This window comes from Mycobacterium sp. 141 (assembly GCF_000382405.1).
GTDB lineage: Bacteria > Actinomycetota > Actinomycetes > Mycobacteriales > Mycobacteriaceae > Mycobacterium.
In genome coordinates this window covers 239,962-256,381 of sequence record NZ_KB908256.1, presented here as the reverse complement: position 1 = coordinate 256,381, position 16,420 = coordinate 239,962, and the positions used below count along the sequence as shown (strand labels likewise).

Annotated in this window: 13 protein-coding genes and 1 other RNA gene; 6 read left to right on the top strand and 8 right to left on the bottom strand. The window is 67.1% G+C overall.

Going from position 1 to position 16,420, the window contains the following annotated elements:
• Positions 1–60: 60 nt before the first annotated feature.
• Entirely contained in the window at positions 61–492 is a 432-nt protein-coding gene (dtd, locus tag H276_RS0103960; RefSeq protein WP_019970010.1) for a D-aminoacyl-tRNA deacylase, read from the top strand.
• 32 nt (positions 493–524) lie between these two features.
• Positions 525–956 carry a DoxX family protein gene (locus tag H276_RS0103955; protein ID WP_019970009.1) on the top strand — a complete coding sequence of 144 codons (432 nt, stop codon included), beginning with the start codon at positions 525–527 and terminating at the stop codon, positions 954–956.
• Positions 957–971: 15 nt separating this feature from the next.
• On the opposite strand, the gene H276_RS0103950 is transcribed toward H276_RS0103955, so the two are convergent.
• The gene (locus H276_RS0103950; protein WP_231376603.1) at positions 972–3,908 is read right to left on the bottom strand and encodes a bifunctional [glutamine synthetase] adenylyltransferase/[glutamine synthetase]-adenylyl-L-tyrosine phosphorylase; all 2,937 of its coding nucleotides are present in this window, start codon (positions 3,906–3,908) and stop codon (positions 972–974) included.
• A 67-nt stretch (positions 3,909–3,975) separates the two neighbouring features.
• The gene (locus tag H276_RS0103945) at positions 3,976–5,316 is read right to left on the bottom strand and encodes a glutamine synthetase family protein (protein ID WP_019970007.1); all 1,341 of its coding nucleotides are present in this window, start codon (positions 5,314–5,316) and stop codon (positions 3,976–3,978) included.
• Positions 5,317–5,399: 83 nt separating this feature from the next.
• On the opposite strand from H276_RS0103945, the gene H276_RS0103940 reads away from it, so the two are divergent.
• The gene (locus H276_RS0103940; RefSeq protein ID WP_019970006.1) at positions 5,400–6,575 is read left to right on the top strand and encodes a hypothetical protein; all 1,176 of its coding nucleotides are present in this window, start codon (positions 5,400–5,402) and stop codon (positions 6,573–6,575) included.
• A gap of 19 nt (positions 6,576–6,594) precedes the next feature.
• Here H276_RS0103940 and H276_RS0103935 read toward each other — a convergent pair whose 3' ends face one another.
• Positions 6,595–8,112 carry an alpha/beta hydrolase gene (locus H276_RS0103935; protein ID WP_019970005.1) on the bottom strand — a complete coding sequence of 506 codons (1,518 nt, stop codon included), beginning with the start codon at positions 8,110–8,112 and terminating at the stop codon, positions 6,595–6,597.
• A gap of 86 nt (positions 8,113–8,198) precedes the next feature.
• Positions 8,199–9,713, bottom strand: a complete 1,515-nt coding sequence (locus tag H276_RS0103930; RefSeq protein WP_019970004.1) for an alpha/beta hydrolase — start codon at positions 9,711–9,713, stop codon at positions 8,199–8,201.
• A 260-nt stretch (positions 9,714–9,973) separates the two neighbouring features.
• On the opposite strand from H276_RS0103930, the gene panB reads away from it, so the two are divergent.
• A complete protein-coding gene (gene panB, locus H276_RS0103925; RefSeq protein WP_026356562.1) occupies positions 9,974–10,843 on the top strand; it encodes a 3-methyl-2-oxobutanoate hydroxymethyltransferase in 870 nt (289 codons plus the stop codon).
• Between the two features lie 62 nt (positions 10,844–10,905).
• Positions 10,906–12,390, top strand: coding sequence for a CYTH and CHAD domain-containing protein (locus tag H276_RS0103920; RefSeq protein ID WP_026356561.1), 1,485 nt, complete (start codon positions 10,906–10,908; stop codon positions 12,388–12,390).
• Between the two features lie 4 nt (positions 12,391–12,394).
• Here H276_RS0103920 and rnpB read toward each other — a convergent pair.
• From rnpB to H276_RS0103905, 4 genes are all read right to left on the bottom strand, one after another.
• Positions 12,395–12,779: RNase P RNA component class A (rnpB, locus tag H276_RS23580), an RNA gene on the bottom strand.
• Between the two features lie 108 nt (positions 12,780–12,887).
• Complete coding sequence (locus H276_RS0103915) at positions 12,888–14,177, bottom strand: DUF222 domain-containing protein (RefSeq protein ID WP_019970001.1); 1,290 nt, start codon at positions 14,175–14,177, stop codon at positions 12,888–12,890.
• Positions 14,178–14,212: 35 nt separating this feature from the next.
• Positions 14,213–14,839, bottom strand: a complete 627-nt coding sequence (locus H276_RS0103910) for a bifunctional 2-polyprenyl-6-hydroxyphenol methylase/3-demethylubiquinol 3-O-methyltransferase UbiG (protein WP_019970000.1) — start codon at positions 14,837–14,839, stop codon at positions 14,213–14,215.
• Positions 14,826–15,779 carry an NAD(P)/FAD-dependent oxidoreductase gene (locus H276_RS0103905; RefSeq protein WP_019969999.1) on the bottom strand — a complete coding sequence of 318 codons (954 nt, stop codon included), beginning with the start codon at positions 15,777–15,779 and terminating at the stop codon, positions 14,826–14,828. The genes H276_RS0103910 and H276_RS0103905 overlap by 14 nt, the downstream gene beginning before the upstream one ends.
• 46 nt (positions 15,780–15,825) lie before the next feature.
• Between H276_RS0103905 and H276_RS0103900 the strand changes: the two genes are divergently transcribed.
• Positions 15,826–16,404 carry a helix-turn-helix domain-containing protein gene (locus H276_RS0103900; protein ID WP_019969998.1) on the top strand — a complete coding sequence of 193 codons (579 nt, stop codon included), beginning with the start codon at positions 15,826–15,828 and terminating at the stop codon, positions 16,402–16,404.
• The last annotated feature ends 16 nt before the right edge of the window (positions 16,405–16,420 follow it).

Here is a 16,420-nt window from a genome sequence, read left to right as displayed (position 1 = left end):
AAACTCCCGGTTTTGGGGACGCTCGCGTCTGCTCGGCGTCAAAGTCTGCACAATCGACCCATGCGAGTTCTGGTGCAGCGGGTGACGTCAGCGAGCGTCACGGTCGACGGTGTCGTCGTCGGGGAGATCAAGCCGGACACCCAGGGCCTGCTCGCCCTCGTCGGTGTCACTCATGACGACGACGCCGCCAAGGCCCGCAGGATGGCCGAGAAGCTCTGGCAACTGCGGATTCTCGACGGCGAACGGTCGGCGTCAGATCTGGCCGCCCCGATTCTTGTGGTGAGCCAATTCACTTTGTACGCCAACACCGACAAGGGTCGCCGGCCGTCCTGGAACGCAGCGGCACCCGGCCCGGTTGCCGAACCGCTGGTGACCGAATTCGCCGATGCGTTAGGGATGCTGGGCGCGACGGTTCAAACTGGGGTTTTCGGTGCGGATATGCACGTGCATCTGGTCAATGACGGACCGGTGACGGTGCTGTTGGAGCTGTGAGATCCGTGGCCGTCAACGCGTATTGTCACCCCATGACGACCAACCTGGACACTCGACTGGATACCGTATCTCCCGCGGTGATCAGCCTGTTCCGCATCGTGTTCGGCCTCCTCTTCACCATCCACGGAGCGCAGAAGTTGTTCGCATGGCCGGTCGGAATGCCGAACAAGGCAGGTGAACTCATCGGGTCGGCGGTGCCGGTGGGGACCTGGCCGTATTGGTACGCCGGGATCATCGAATTCGTGTTGGGCCTTTTGATCCTGACGGGTCTACTCACCCGCCTCGCCGCGTTCATCGCTTCCGGGGAGATGGCATTCGCTTACTTCACCCAGCATCAACCCAAGGGTCTGTTGCCCATCGAGAATGGCGGCGAGGTCACTGTGCTGTACTGCTTCGGCTTCTTGCTGCTGGTCACGATCGGCGGCGGCGCTTACGCGCTGGATTCGGTCCGGGCCAAACGGTAGACGAGCGCCGGTCGGCTACCCGCCGAAAATCTTCCGGACGACCATCTTCGCCCGCCGCGTCACCCGCAGATAGTTGTCCAGGAACTCGCCGCCGTCGTCGCTGCCCCAGCCGGCCGCCAGCGCCACCGCGTTGAGCTGACGTCCGGGCCCGGGTAGCTGATCCGTGGGCTTGCCGCGTACCAGTACCAGAGCGTTGCGCGCCCGCGTCGCGGTCAGCCAGGCCTGCCGCAGCAAGTCGACGTCACCTTCGGAGACCAACTCGGCCGCGCCGATGGCGTCGAGCGTCTGCAAGGTCGAAGTGTTGTGCAGCGCAGGCACTTTGTGTGCGTAGCGGAGCTGCAGCAACTGCACCGTCCACTCGATGTCGGCCAGCCCGCCGCGCCCGAGTTTGGTGTGAGTATTGGGGTCCGCGCCGCGGGGCAGCCGTTCGGCATCCACCCTGGCCTTGATCCGCCGGATCTCATGGACCGCCTCCGCGGACACGCCACCGGCGGGATACCGCGTCTTGTCGACCATCAGCAAAAACCGTTCACCGAGATCGGGGTCGCCGGCCACCCAGTGCGCCCGCAGTAACGCCTGGATCTCCCAGGCCTGGGCCCACTGCGCGTAGTACGCCTCGTAGGAGGCCAACGTGCGCACCAGCGGACCGTTGCGCCCCTCGGGCCGCAGCCCGGTGTCGACCTCCAGCGGCGGGTCGGCACTGGGTGTGCCCAGCAGCGCGCGCACCTGCTCGGCGATGCTCACCGACCATTTGACGGCCACCGATTCCGCAGCGTCGCCCACCGGCTCGCACACGAACATGACATCGGCGTCCGAGCCGTAGCCGAGCTCACTGCCACCGAGCCGGCCCATGCCGATCACCGCGATCCGGGCAGGCGCGCCGGATTCTGGTGTGTTGGCCCGAATCACCGCGTCCAGCGCGGCCTGCAGCACGGCGACCCACACCGAGGTCAGCGCGGTGCAGACGTCGGTCAGCTCAAGCAGGCCGAGCACGTCGGCCGACGCGATACGGGCGAGCTCACGCCGGCGCAATGCGCGGGCGGCGGCGATGCCGCGCACCGGGTCGGCGTGCCGCCCGGCCGAGGCCACCAGGGCGCGCGCCACGCTGTCCGGGTCGCCCTCAAGCAGTTTCGGCCCGGATGGCCCGTCGGCGTAGAGCTGGATCACCTCGGGGGCACGCATCAACAGCTCCGGGATGTAGGCGGAGGTGCCGAGCACCTGCATCAGCCGTTTGGCCACCGCTCCTTCGTCCCGAAGTGTGGGCAGGTACCAGCGTTGCTCGGCGAGTTCCTCGCTGATCCTGCGGTAGGCGAGCAGCCCAGCGTCGGGATCCGGCGTGTCGGACAGCCAGTCCAGCAGGGTCGGCAGCAGCACCTGCTGCACCCGGCCCCGGCGCCCGCTCTGCCCGGTGAGGGCGGCCAGATGAGTCAACGCACTCTGCGGACCCTCGTAACCCAGTGCGGCGAGCTGACGTTCAGCCGCCTTGGCGCCCATGCCTGCGCCGATGCCCAGTGCAGGTTGACCGACCGATTCCAGCAGCGGTTGGTAGAACAGCTTGGCGTGCAGACGGGAGACCCGCATGCTCTGGCGTTTGAGCTCCTCGCGCAGCACCCCCTGGGCGTCGTGCCTGCCGTCGGGGCGCACGTGCGCAGCCCGGGCCAGCCAGCGGTAGGCCTCGTCGTCGCCGTCGTCGGGCAGCATGTGGGTCCGCCTGAGCCGCTGCAGCTGCAGCCGGTGCTCAAGCAAGCGCAGGAACTCGTACGACGCGGTCATGTTGGCGGCGTCGTCACGCCCGATGTAGCCGCCGGCTCCCAGCACGGTCAGCGCATCGATCGTGGATGCCACGTGCAGCGACTCATCGTTACGGCCGTGCACCAATTGCAAGAGCTGCACCGCGAATTCGACGTCTCGCAGGCCGCCGGTACCGAGTTTGAGTTCGCGGGCACGCACCCCGGCAGGCACCAATTCCTCGACCCGGCGCCGCATGGCCTGCACCTCGGGCACGAAATCCGCACGCTCACACGCCGTCCACACCATCGGCATCAACGCCTCGGTGTACGCCCTGCCCAGTTCGGCATCGCCCGCAGCCGGACGGGCTTTGAGCAGGGCCTGGAACTCCCAGGTCTTGGCCCACCGCTGGTAGTAGACGACATGCGATTCCAATGTCCGTACCAGCTGGCCGCGTTTGCCCTCCGGGCGCAGTGCCGCGTCGACCTCGAAGAACGCTTCCGCAGCGAACCGCATCATTTCGCCGGCGACCCTGGCCGCGGTGGAGAGATTGTCGTCGACTCCCCCCTTCGAGCCCTCCCCGACGAAGATGATGTCCACATCGCTGACGTAATTCAGTTCGCGCGCACCGCATTTGCCCATCGCGATGATGGCGATCCGCGGGGTCGGGCCGTCTCCGCACACCACCCGGTTGGCCACGGTCAGGGCGGCACCGAGTGCGGCGTCGGCCAGATCGGACAGGTGCGCCCCGACGGTGACGAATGGCAGCACCGGTTCGTTCTCCACCGTGGACGCGACGTCGAGCGCGGCCAGCACCAGGATCCTGTCCCGGTAGAGACTCCGTAGTGGCGGCACGGCTGTCGTTGTGTCCCTGGCAATTTCGACTTTCTCAGCGGCCGCGGTGAAATCCTCGCACAAGTCGTGTGCAGTCGGGAGTTCCACGTCGCCGGCCAGCAGACGCCACGACTGCGGATGTGCCACCAGATGATCGCCGAGGGCTACCGATGAGCCCAGGACACCGAACAACCTCCCCCGCAGCGCGCAGTCTGTGAGCAGTTCGGAGTTCAGCTCGTGCCAGTCGCTGCCGAGCGCGTCGGCTAGCCGCACCATGGCCAGCAAAGCGATGTCGGCGTCCGGCGCGCGCGACAGCGACCACAGCAGTTCGACGTGTTCGTCGGTGTTCCAGCCAAGCCGATCCAGCTCCGCCAGCGCCTGCGGCTGCATCAACCCGAGCCGGCCGACACTGGGCAGCTTCGGGCGTTCGGTAGCGGGTTTGGCCACGCCCCCGACGTTACAGCGACAGATACGTCTTGAGTTCGTAAGGCGTGACGTTGCTGCGGTAGGTTTCCCACTCCGCGTGCTTGTTGCGCAGGAAATAGTCGAATACGTGCTCCCCCAACGCTTCCGCGACCAGCTCGGAGCTCTCCATCACCTGCAGCGCGTTGCCGAGGCTGGACGGCAGCTCACGGTAGCCCATGGCGCGGCGTTCCTCGGGGGTCAGGTTCCACACGTTGTCCTCGGCCTGCGGCCCCAGCACGTACCCCTTCTCCACCCCCCGCAGCCCGGCCGCCACCAGCACCGCGAAGGTCAGGTAGGGGTTGCACGCCGAGTCGGGGCTGCGCACCTCGATGCGCCGCGACGAAGCCTTGCGCGGGGTGTACATCGGCACCCGTATAAGCGCCGAGCGGTTGGCCGCACCCCAGGACGCCGCGGTGGGCGCCTCATACCCGTGCACCAGGCGCTTGTACGAGTTCACCCACTGGTTGGTCACGGCGCTGATCTCGCTGGCGTGCTCGAGGATGCCCGCGATGAACGACTTGGCCACCTCGGAGAGCTGCAGCGGGTCGTCGGCGCTATGGAAGGCGTTGGTCTCGCCCTCGAACAGGCTCATGTGGGTGTGCATCGCCGAGCCCGGATGCTCGGCAAACGGCTTGGGCATGAACGACGCTCGCACGCCGGCGGCGAGCGCCACCTCCTTGACGACGTAACGGAACGTCATCACGTTGTCGGCCATCGACAGCGCGTCGGCATAGCGCAGGTCGATCTCCTGCTGGCCAGGTGCGCCCTCATGGTGACTGAATTCCACCGAGATGCCCATCTGCTCCAGCGCTTCGATGGCGTGCCTGCGGAAGTTCGGCGCCGCGTCGTGCACGGCTTGATCGAAGTAGCCGCCGTTGTCCGCGGGTATCGGCACGGAGCCGTCGTCCGGTCCCGGCATCAGCAGGAAGAATTCGATCTCCGGGTGCACGTAGCAGGAGAAGCCGAGATCGCTGGCCTTGGCCAGTTGGCGGCGCAGCACATGGCGGGAGTCCGCCCACGACGGCGAACCGTCGGGCATGGTGATGTCGCAGAACATCCGCGCCGAATAGTGCCGACCGTTGCTGGTGGTCCACGGCAGCACCTGAAAGGTCGACGGGTCGGGCCGGGCCACGGTATCCGATTCGTAGACCCGGGCGAACCCCTCGATCGACGCGCCGTCGAACCCGATACCTTCTTCGAAGGCTCCCTCCAGCTCCGCGGGCGCGATCGCCACGGACTTGAGGTATCCGAGCACGTCGGTGAACCACAGCCGGACGAACCGGATGTCGCGCTCCTCCAGCGTGCGCAGCACGAATTCCTTCTGGCGGTCCATGACCGCAGCGTAGGCACTGGCTGTTAAATCTGTGTTACGCAGTTAAAACGGTTGCGCAGAACCGGACGTGATTCAGTGATGTCATGAGCACCGCCTCCCCGTCCCATCCGAAACCATCGCTGGGAGCCTTGCAGGAGCTGCGGACGCTGGCCGCGGCGTTGCGCGAGGTCGACGCGGCGGCCACCGCGGCCGAGTGGGGTGACGACGCCGCGTTGGCGGTGGTGGCCAGGCGCGCTGCGACCGAAGTGGCGTTGCTGCCACAGATTGCGCGAAGCGATGTGGCCGCCGCCGGCGCCAGCCCGCAGTGGCTCGCCCGCGTCGAGGATTACGCGCGTGGCGTGTCGGCAACCCGGGGGCTGACACCGACTCCGGAGGAGGCCGCGGCAAACGTGGTCGTGGCGGTACGGCTGGCCCGCGCAGCGATTGCCGAAGCGGTGACACAGGTGGCACTGGCGCATCGGGTGATCCCGGAGGCCAGCCTGATCAGGATGATCCGGGGCATCGGGCCGGTGCTGCAGGGTCTGCGCCGCGACGTGGGCGCCGAAGTGCGCCACATCGTGTTCGACCGGCCACGCACGATCCTGCTGCGGACCGTCATCACGCTGGGCACAGCGCTGGGGCTGGTCGGCTTCTACCATCTGACGGGCTGGACCCGCTACGACGCCGGCCGGCTCACGCTGTACCTGTTCTCGGCCGTCGTCGGCAGCGTCGTCTGCACGAATGCCCTGTGTTTCGAAGCCGAGCGGGTCCGCGGCGCCCTGTCCGACGGTGGCAGCATCTGGCGGATCCTGGTCACCAAGAACGTTGCGATTGCGGCGATGGTGATCGGTGCCGGACTGCCGGTGATCGCGGTGCTGACGGCCACCCGGGAGGGCAATCCGATCTCGATGATCGATCAGCTGCTGACCATGGTGTTCATCTGGCTGGGTGTCGGCAATGTGTTGTCGGTGGTGTTCCCGCTGCGCCAGGAACCGGTCTCGGCACGGCTGCATGACGGCACCTGGCGGTCCTACCTGTTCTCCTTCGCACTGTCTTACGGTGTCGGCCTGACAGTGAACCTGATGATCTACTGGCGGCTGTGGTCCAGGCAGACCGCGGCTGACGAGCTCGCGGGTGGCGACTGGGCTGCGTTTGCGCTGGTGCTGCTCAGTGCGGTGACGAGCTGGGCATTGTTGACGGTATTCGCCGCGGCGTGCAGCAGCGAACCCCGGCTGCGCGGGCTGCTGTCCCGCGAGATGGTGGCCTACCGCGCGAGCTGATCAGCGCCGCGACGCGGGCTCAGCACTGCAACCCGTTGGGCGGAGATACCTGGTCGACGAAGAAGCGCAGCACCGAGGTGTCCACGCAGGCGTTGCCGTTGAACACCACGGTGTGCTGGGAACCGTTGAACGTCACCAGCGCTGCGTCGAGTTGCCGGGCCAGGTCGACCCCGGCCTGATAGGGCGTGGCCGGGTCCCCCGTGGTCGACACCACGACGATCCGTCCCGGTCCGAGACCGTGCAAGGCATGCGGTGTCGATGTTGGCGGCACGGGCCACAGCGCGCAGATGTCGCGCGGCGCGTAACCGGTGAACTGGCCGTAGGACAGGAACGGTGCCACCGTCCGGATGCGCCGGTCGGCGTCGGCCCACACCGCCGGATCGGTCGGGTATTGCGCGTCGACACAGCGGATCGCGGTGAACGCGTCCTGCAGGTTGGCGTAATGGCCGGTGCTGTCGCGGTGCTGGTAGTCGTCGGCGAGCAACAGGAGGTCGCCGGGGTCGGTGCCGCGCTGCAGCCCGAGCAGGCCGCTGGTCAGGTAGAGCCAGTATCGCGCCGAGTAGAGCGCGTTCCCGGTCCCGATGGTGGCGTCCTGGTAGCTCAGGCCACGCGGGTCCGACGTCGCCGCGGGATGCTCCACCAGCGGATCGACGAGTTGGTGATAGCGGGCGACGAACTGGGTCGGGTCGGTGCCCAGCGGACATCCGGACGATTGCGCACAGTCGGCCGCATAGGCGTCGAAAGCCTTTTGGAAAGCGGCCATCTGGCGGATGTTCTTGGTGATCGGGTCCAGGCTCGAGTCGACGGCGCCGTCGAGCACCATCGTCCGCACCCGGTCGCCGAACTTTGTGGCATAGGCCGCGCCCAATTGGGTCCCGTAGGAGAACCCGAGGTAGTTGATCTGCTGCTCACCGAGCGCCGCGCGGACGGCATCCATGTCGAGCACCGTCGATGCCGTGCCGACGTTGGCCAGGAACGGCGCCCCCATGCGATCGAGGCACTGCTGGGCAAGCTGTCGGTACAGCCCTTCGATGTGAGCCACTCCGGCCGGGCTGTAGTCGACCATCGGTTCGCGCCGGTAGGCATCGAACTCGGCGTCGGTGCGGCAGCGCAGCTGCGGGGTGGAGTGCCCGACGCCGCGCGGGTCGAATCCGACCAGATCGAATCGGCGACCGATGTCCGTGCCGGCCAACGCCGCACCCATTCCGGCGACCGTGTCGACAGCCGATGCGCCCGGACCGCCGGGGTTCACCATCAGCGTGCCGATCTTCTCTCCGCTGGCGGGGATCCGGATCACAGCCAATTGTGCTTGTGCGCCTTGCGGATTCGCCGCATCATTCCAGTCCACAGGTACCGTGACGGTGCCGCACTCCGCAGTCGGGATGGTCGACGCGTCTACCCACGGTGTGCAACTTCCCCAGACGGGCGGCTGCCCGTAAGGTGTCTCGGCCGCGCCATCGGGCGTCGCGTGGGCGACGGGGCAGGTGACCGCGAGCATCACTGTCAGCATCGCTCCCACCCACCGCACGGCTGACATGCTCCCACACCGCAGATGGTCGACCGGCGGTGGACACCGAGCGGAGACCAATCGGCAACCCGAAGGTGACCTGCGCCCCCCGAAGATCAGCAGCGAGAGTCCGGCGGCGGCAGTTTCACGTCGATCAAATAGGTCGCCGCGATGTCGTCGACGCACTTGTCTCCCTGGAACACCACGGTGTGCTGGGTGCCGTCGAAGGTCAGCAGGCCGCCGCCGAGTTGCTGCGCGAGATCCACCCCCGCCTGATACGGCGTGGCCGGATCGTTGGTCGTCGAAACCACCAGCACCGGAGGCAATCCCGCGACCGAGATCTTGTGCGGTGTGCTCGTCGGCGGTACCGGCCAGAACGCACAGGTACCCAGCGGCGCGTACCCGGTGAACTGGCCGTAACTCATGAACGGGGCGACCTCACGCAGCCGTCGGTCCTGCTCGACGACCGTGGCCCGGTCGGTGATCGGTGGTTCGTCCACGCAGTTGACCGCCACCCGGGCATCGGTCGAATTGTTGTAGTGCCCCTTGGCATCCCGACCCATGTACAGGTCGGCCAGGGCCAGCATGAGATCGCCATTGCCGTTCTTGATGCCCGTGAGCGCGTCGGTGAGGTGTCGCCACAGATTCGGTGAGTACAGCGGCAGGATGGTGCCGACTATGGCGTCGCTGTAGCCGAGGCCGCGCGGATCCCGGGTCTTCGCCGGGTGCTGGACCAGCGGATAGACCAGGCTCTTGTAGACGTCGGTGGCCTTGGCCGGGTCGGTGCCCAGCGGGCAGTCCGGGCTCTTGGCGCAATCGGCGGCGTAATTGTCGAAGGCCTTCTGGAACGCCGCCGCCTGGCGAATGTCGGCCTCCACCGGATCGGCATCGGGGTCGACCGCACCGTCGAGGATCATGGCGCGGACTCGCTGCGGGAACTGCTCGGCGTATTCCGAACCGATCCGGGTGCCGTACGAGTAGCCGAGGTAGGTCAGTTTGTCGTCCCCCAGCGTGGCGCGGATGGCGTCGAGATCCTTGGCGACGTTGTTGGTTCCGACGTTGGCCAGGAAGTCGAGGCCCATCTTGTCGACGCAGCGCTGGACGAACGCCTTGGTCTCGCTATCCAGATGCGCCACTCCCTCGGGCGTGTAATCCACCGTCGGATCGGCTCTCATCCGGTCGTTGTCGGCGTCGGAGTTGCACCACAGCGCCGGATTCGACAAGTTCACCCCGCGCGGGTCGAACCCGACGAGGTCGAACCGGTCCCGCACCGACTGAGGCAGGCTCGGCACGAGCGATACCGCGGACTCCACGCCGGATTCACCGGGGCCGCCCGGGTTGATCACCAGCGAGCCGATTTTCTTGCCGGTGGCCGGGAACCGGATCATCGCGATCTGTGCGACGTCACCATCGGGCTTGCTGTAATCGACCGGGACCGACAGCCGCCCGCACTCGGCTCCCGCCGGGATGCTGACGTTGTCGCCGGACCCCGCCGAGCACGGCAGCCACTGCACGGGCGTGCCCGGCCTGGGCATCGCGACCCTGGCCCGACCGTCGATCACCTGGGTACAGCCCGCGACCGCCAGTAGCGCGACCGCCAGCAGTGCGCCGACGGAGAACCTGACCTTCATGGCACCACATGCTGCCATGGAGGTCTATCATCGCAGGCCGGGCCCACTGCTCAATGGCACACAACAACTCGGGACAGGCGGATGCGTGGCGCGCCCACACCGGGTGGTCGAGATTCAGCCCGACTGTCCACTTGTGAGCAAATCCACTCAGCGCGCCTTTTACCTTCGTCGGCGCTGATGGCAGACTGATAAACGTCAGACGAACCCGGGGACCCAACAGCGGCCTCGAGGATTCGAACCGACCGCTACGAGGGACAATGATGTCTGAACAAGCTGTATACGGTGCTGCCGGCTCCACCGGAGAAAAGCCCCACGCCACATCTACCAGCGCGACCCGCACCAAAGTCCGCACTCTGACGCTTCAGAAATGGAAGTCCGAAGGCCACAAGTGGGCGATGCTCACCTGTTACGACTACTCCAGCGCACGTGTCTTCGACGAGGCGGGCATCCCCGTGCTGCTCGTCGGCGACTCTGCGGCAAATGTGGTGTACGGCTATGACACCACCGTCCCGATTTCCATCGACGAGTTGATCCCGTTGGCGCGCGCTGTCGTCAAAGGTGCGCCGCACGCGATGGTGGTAGCCGACCTGCCGTTCGGCAGCTACGAGAGCAGCCCGGCGCAGGCGCTGGCGACCGCGATCCGGTTCATGAAGGAGACCGGCGCCCAGGCCGTGAAGTTGGAGGGCGGCGAGCGGATGGCCGAGCAGATCTCGACGCTGTCGCGGGCCGGCATTCCGGTGGTCGCGCACATCGGGTTCACTCCGCAAAGTATCAACGGGCTGGGCGGATTCCGGGTGCAGGGCCGCGGCGACGCGGGCTATCAGACCGTCCACGACGCGATTGCGGTGGCAGAAGCCGGCGCGATCGCCGTGGTGCTGGAAATGGTGCCCGCGGACTTGGCGACTCAGATCACCGGCAAGCTGACTATTCCCACGGTCGGCATCGGCGCGGGGCCCAACTGTGACGCCCAGGTGTTGGTGTGGCAGGACATGGCCGGGCTCACCAGCGGAAAAACCGCCAAGTTCGTCAAGAGATTTGGCGATGTCGGTGGCGAACTACACCGTGCCGCAACTCAATACGCGGATGAGGTGGCGGCGGGAGTATTCCCGGCCGAAGAACACAGCTTCTAACTTCTCAGGGGCGGTATGGCAGGCTTATGGCATCCGATTCCGGTGCACAGCGGAAGGTGAACATGGCCCCCAAAAAGCCGACCCGGCACACCGAGGTTGAGCGGAAATTCGAAGTCACCGAGCACACTGTCGCACCCTCCTTCGCCGGATTGTCGGTGGTGGCGCGGGTCGAGCGGGTGCCCGAGCAGCTGCTCGACGCCATATATTTCGACACTCCGAACCGGGACCTCGCCGCGCACCGGATCACGCTGCGCCGCAGGACCGGCGGCACCGACGCGGGCTGGCATCTCAAACTGCCCGCCGGCCCTGATGCCCGCACCGAGGTGCATTCCCCGCTCGGTCCTTCCGACGACACGGTGCCCGAGGAGCTGCGCGACATCGTGCTGGCGATCCTCCGGGAGAGGCCGCTCAGCCCGGTCGCTCGGATCACCAACCGGCGCAATATCGACGTCCTCTACGGGCCGGACGACACCGCGTTGGCGGAGTTCTGCGACGACCAGGTGACCGCCTCCGCCGGAGACGGCGACGAACAGCAGTGGCGGGAATGGGAGCTGGAACTGCTCACGCAGCAGCCGGAACCCGATCTGCTGGATCGGTTGGCACATCGCTTGTTCGACGCCGGCGCCAAGCCCGCCGGGCACGGCTCCAAGCTGGCCCGGGTGCTGGACTCGGCGGGCGAGGCCGCCGAGGTGCCTGCCGTGCCGGCCGATCCGATCCACCGTGCGATCGCCGAGCAGATCGACCAGCTGCTGGTGTGGGACCGCGCGGTGCGTGCCGACGCCTATGACTCGGTGCACCAGATGCGGGTGACGACGCGCAAGATCCGCAGCCTGCTGCAGGAGTCCAAGGATTCGTTTCCGCTGGCCGACGACGGCTGGGTCCTCGACGAGCTGCGCACGCTCGCCGCCGTACTGGGCGTGGCCCGTGACGCCGAGGTGCTCGCCGAGCGCTATCAGCGCTCGCTCGACGCGCTGCCCGCGGAACTCGTGCGCGGTCCGGTGCGGCAGCGGCTGGTGGACGGCGCCAACCGGCGTTACGCCGCAGGGTGGAAACGCGCACTGCTTGCAATGCGTTCCCAGCGTTACTTCCGTCTGCTCGACGCGCTGGAGGAGCTCGTGGGCGCCGAGCCCCCGACCGAAGCGGGCGAAGACCGGGCGCCGTTGACCATCGACTCGGCTTACAAGCGAGTCCGCAAGGCAGCCAAGGCAGCTGCCGTGGCCGGCGACCCTGAACACGACGACCACAACGAGGCACTGCACCGGATCCGCAAGGGCGCCAAGCGGCTTCGCTACACCGCGGCGGCCACTGGGGACACCAAGGTCTCCGAGTGCGCCAAGGTCATCCAGACCCTGCTCGGCGACCACCAAGACAGCGTCGTCAGCCGCACCCACCTGAGCGCCCAGGCCGAGGCGGCGCACACCGCCGGTGAGGACACGTTCACCTACGGTCTGCTGTACCAGCTGGAGGACGATCTCGCGCAGCAGTCGCGCGCACAGCTCGACGACGCACTCAAGCGCCTCGATAAGGCGGTCCACAAGCGTCACTAGTGGGCGAACGAGTTGGCCGGTAAGCCGGATTCTGTTCCTCACCGGGGCTAGCCCGGTGAGGCGGCGGCCATCCATCTGGACACACCGTCGCCGGGTGCCTCAAGCGGCCTACCCGCAGGCTCGGGCGAGCAACCCTCAAACGCCTGCGCGGCCGCAACCAGGTTGCGGCCTTCTTGGCCTTGCTTCGGGTGGGGTTTGCCTAGCCACCCCGGTCACCCGGGGTGCTGGTGCGCTCTTACCGCACCGTTTCACCCTTACCATTTCTGGCGGTCTGTTTTCTGTGGCACTTTCCCGCGAGTCACCTCGGATTGCCGTTAGCAATCACCCTGCTCTGTGAAGTCCGGACTTTCCTCGACACCCGAAGGTGCCGCGGCCGCCTGGCCAACTCGTTCGCGCCGATCACCGTACCCTCAAGCCCATGCCGCGGGTACCACCGGCCCGTCATCCGCAGTGGTTGAAAGGTCTCGCCGGCGTGCGCACCTGGACCGTCAGCGAGACTAGGCCGCCGGTGCGCACCGCGCGAACTCAATCGCGACCTGCAGTTCGGTCACGCTTTCGTACACTTCGACAGGCCCCGGTGGCGGCGGCGCGGTCGAGCGGTAGCGCGCCCCGGTGGGAGTCACGAATTCAGCTGCGTGAACACCATTTTCGTCATCGGTGGTCACGTTCCATCCCGGTGATTCCTTGACGTAATTGCACCGTTCACACTCACCGAGACCGTTGAGGGCACTGGTCGGGCCGCCGTCGGCGTGGGGTTGTGCGTGGTCGCGGTGCCGGATCGGCGCATCGCAGTACGGGGTTCGGCAGGTCTGGTCCCGCAACCCGATGAATTTCGCCAGGCTCTTGGGGAACAACCGCGACCGTGACTCCATCGCCACCAACGCACCGGACTTCGGATGCCGGTAGAGCCGCCGCAGCGTCGCCCGCGACCGCTCGTCGGCTACCGCATCGCTCACAAGGGAACGGGCCACTGCCGCAGGCACGGGACCGTATCCTTCGACCACGGCCGGACTGTCGTCGTCACCGAGCAGCGTTTGATCGGAAATGATCAGATTGACTGCGACTGGTTCGGCCGTTTGAGCGGGGTGACCGGTCACGCGGTCCACCACCGTATCCGCCATTACCTGGCCGCGGGTTCGGTCGTCGAAAGTGGAGTCCGCGGCACGCTTCAACGCTGCATACACACCGACGCCCTGTGCCACCGGTAGCAGCACCCGCACGACCGTCATGGCGTCGGGCGCCGGCCGGATCGTGACTGTTCGATCTTCCGCCGCCTTCGCTGCCCGGTCGACGATGGCCTGCGGATCCAGACGATAGGCAATCGTCTTGGCCTGCGCCTCAATCCGCTTGTCCCCCATACCTTCGAGCTTGGTGACATCGCCACACATCTCGGCGTCCAATGCGCGCCGGTCCTCCACGGTCAGGCATGCCGACTCCCGCACGATCAACGTGGCCCGCCACTCCGAGAGCACACCGCACTCCAACGCTGCCAGGGTGTGCGGCATCTCGTAGACCAGTGCCTTGGCGAACCCGAGATGTCGACTGCCGCACGTCGGCGAATCGTGGCGAGCCAGCGCGATCTCCGAAGCCACCCCGCGACCCCGTTTGGCCCTGGGCACTCCTGCGGCCGCCTCGTCGGCGCGACGCTTCTCGTCCAACAGCGCCGCACACCGAGCCTGTCCGGCAGCCGCCGCTGACTTCGCCCGCTCTAGTTCCTCGATCCGCCGATGCAGCGCCGCCTCGTCAGCATCCAGGCTGACCTGCGCCAACTCAGCGATATCGAACATACGAGCGATACTACTCGCAACCCCCGACAACAGGCTCAGCTCATGCGCTGCAGCACGATCACATTGTCCACGAGCGTGCCGTGCCGCCCGTCAGGCCCGGTGGCCTCCCGTTCGACCGCGTCCACCCGGAGCCGCTGCCATTGGCCGGCGGGAAGATCCAACTCGTCGACAACCTCGGCTGCGGTGGGGAACGGAAATTCATGCACATGCGCGGGTGCCCACGGGGGTGCGGCACCGTGATCGACGATGACCAGCCGGCCACCGTGGCCGACCACTTCGGCCGCACGGCGCAGCAGCCGGGCGCGGTCCCATGGCAGCGGGGACTGCAGAAAGCTCGCCGACACAAGGTCGAACGGGCCGGCCGGAAGCGATTCGGACAAGTCGTGGCGTTCGAACGAAATCCGTTCTGCCACCCCACGTTCCGCGGCGTCGACGGACGCCCGTTCCAGTGCGGTCGGCGAGATGTCGACACCCACCACCTGCCAGCCGTGTCCGGCCAGCCACATGGCGTCACCCCCTTCGCCACAACCCAGATCGAGCGCGCGCCCTGGCGATAGGTCGGCGACGATGGCTGCCAACTGCTGGTTGACCCGGCCACTCCAGATCCGCTCCTTGGCTCCGTAGTGGTCTTCCCAGAACTGTTGCGTCTCAGGCGTTGACATGTTGACTCCAATCAGGAAAAGGCAGCCCGAATTCGTCGGCAGCCAAACTCTGCACCACCGCTGCGGCGGTCGCCGAACCTGCCGCGATCGCCGCGGCTACCTGGGGCATCTGGCCGGTGAGATCGCCTGCGGCGAAAACCCCGGGGACCGACGTCCGTCCGAGCGCGTCGACCACGACGGCGTCGACGGCGACCCGGCCGGTCGCAGTTTCCACCCCGAGTTGTGCGGCCAGCGCCGAGCGCTGCCGAAGCGTCGCAGCCACCAACAGGCCGCGACGCGGCAACGCGTGCCCGTCGGCGAACCGGATCGCGGCGAGTTCACCGTCACCGCTTTCCAGTTCGACCACGGCGCGCTCGTCGATCCGCACGCCGGCAACGGCGAACCGGCGCAGCTCGTCCTCGTCGAATTCGGCTGGGCCATCGGTCAACACCACGATGTCCTGGCTCCAGTTCCGCAACAGCAGCGCGAGGTGAATTGCGCGTTCCCCACGGGCCAGCACCCCCAGCGGCTGATCGGCGACCTCCCAGCCGTGACAGAACGGGCAGTGGAACACCGAACGGCCCCAGAGTTCAGCCATGCCGGGCAACTCCCGAACCTGGTAGTCCATTCCGGTGGCCAGCAGCACGCGCCGTGCCGACTCGGTCTGACCCGCGTTGAGCCGCACGTCGAACACCCCGTCGATGCGGCGTACCGTCGCGACCTCCCCGTCCAGCACCCGGACCGTCGGATACGACGCGAGCTCGGAGCGGCCCGCGGCGTACAGCTCGGCGGGTGGCCGCCCGTCGTGGCCGAGCAATCCCCCGACCCCGTGCGCCGCTGAATTACTTTGCGCTCCGGCGTCGACCAGCAGTGTGCGCCTGCGAGCCCGGCCCAGCACCAGCGCGGCACTCAACCCGGCGGCACCGCCGCCGACAATGACACAATCCCAGGAATCCTCCATACCCAGAGCTTGCCTAACACCGGTAGACCTGCCAAGCTAATTTGCCATGCAGGCAAACCCCGCCGAGGGTGACGTCGATGCGCTGGTCCGGCGCCGGCTCCGCGAACTGCGCCGTGAGCAGAGGATGACGCTGGAGGATGTTGCCACGCGGGCTCAGATCGACGTGTCGACGCTGAGCCGGCTGGAATCCGGCAAGCGTCGGTTGGCCCTGGACCATCTGCCCCGGTTGGCGACAGCACTGTCGGTCACCACCGACGATCTGCTGCGTGCTCCCGAGACGGAAGACCCACGCGTCAAAGGCAGCTCACACACCCACCACGACATCACCTACTGGCCACTGACCCGGCACGGCCCAGCCGGCGGACTGCACGCCTTCAAGATCCGGATCAGCCCCCGGCGTAAAAAGCCACCCGCCGAGTTTCCCGTTCACGAGGGCCGCGACTGGATGTACGTGCTGTCCGGGCAGCTTCGGCTCATCCTCGGCCAGCAGGATTTCACCGTCAAACCCGGTGAAGCAGTGGAGTTTTCCACCTGGACGCCGCATTGGTTCGGGGTGGTCGACGGCCCGGTCGAGGCCATCACGATCTTCGGCCCGCACGGCGAGCAACTCCACCTGCACGCCTAGCGGTATTTCGGTGAAA

Bases quoted from the DNA above. Each gene is read 5' to 3' on its own strand.
- H276_RS0103955 (WP_019970009.1), top strand. From the start codon at position 525: ATGACGACCAACCTGGACACTCGACTGGATACCGTATCTCCCGCGGTG.
- H276_RS0103905 (WP_019969999.1), bottom strand. From the start codon at position 15,779: ATGGAGGATTCCTGGGATTGTGTCATTGTCGGCGGCGGTGCCGCCGGG.
- H276_RS0103930 (WP_019970004.1), bottom strand. From the start codon at position 9,713: ATGAAGGTCAGGTTCTCCGTCGGCGCACTGCTGGCGGTCGCGCTACTG.
- H276_RS0103945 (WP_019970007.1), bottom strand. From the start codon at position 5,316: ATGGACCGCCAGAAGGAATTCGTGCTGCGCACGCTGGAGGAGCGCGAC.
- H276_RS0103940 (WP_019970006.1), top strand. From the start codon at position 5,400: ATGAGCACCGCCTCCCCGTCCCATCCGAAACCATCGCTGGGAGCCTTG.
- H276_RS0103950 (WP_231376603.1), bottom strand. From the start codon at position 3,908: ATGCAGCCGCAGGCGCTGGCGGAGCTGGATCGGCTTGGCTGGAACACC.
- H276_RS0103935 (WP_019970005.1), bottom strand. From the start codon at position 8,112: ATGTCAGCCGTGCGGTGGGTGGGAGCGATGCTGACAGTGATGCTCGCG.
- H276_RS0103900 (WP_019969998.1), top strand. From the start codon at position 15,826: ATGCAGGCAAACCCCGCCGAGGGTGACGTCGATGCGCTGGTCCGGCGC.
- H276_RS0103915 (WP_019970001.1), bottom strand. From the start codon at position 14,177: ATGTTCGATATCGCTGAGTTGGCGCAGGTCAGCCTGGATGCTGACGAG.
- H276_RS0103910 (WP_019970000.1), bottom strand. From the start codon at position 14,839: ATGTCAACGCCTGAGACGCAACAGTTCTGGGAAGACCACTACGGAGCC.
- H276_RS0103920 (WP_026356561.1), top strand. From the start codon at position 10,906: ATGGCCCCCAAAAAGCCGACCCGGCACACCGAGGTTGAGCGGAAATTC.
- panB (WP_026356562.1), top strand. From the start codon at position 9,974: ATGTCTGAACAAGCTGTATACGGTGCTGCCGGCTCCACCGGAGAAAAG.
- dtd (WP_019970010.1), top strand. From the start codon at position 61: ATGCGAGTTCTGGTGCAGCGGGTGACGTCAGCGAGCGTCACGGTCGAC.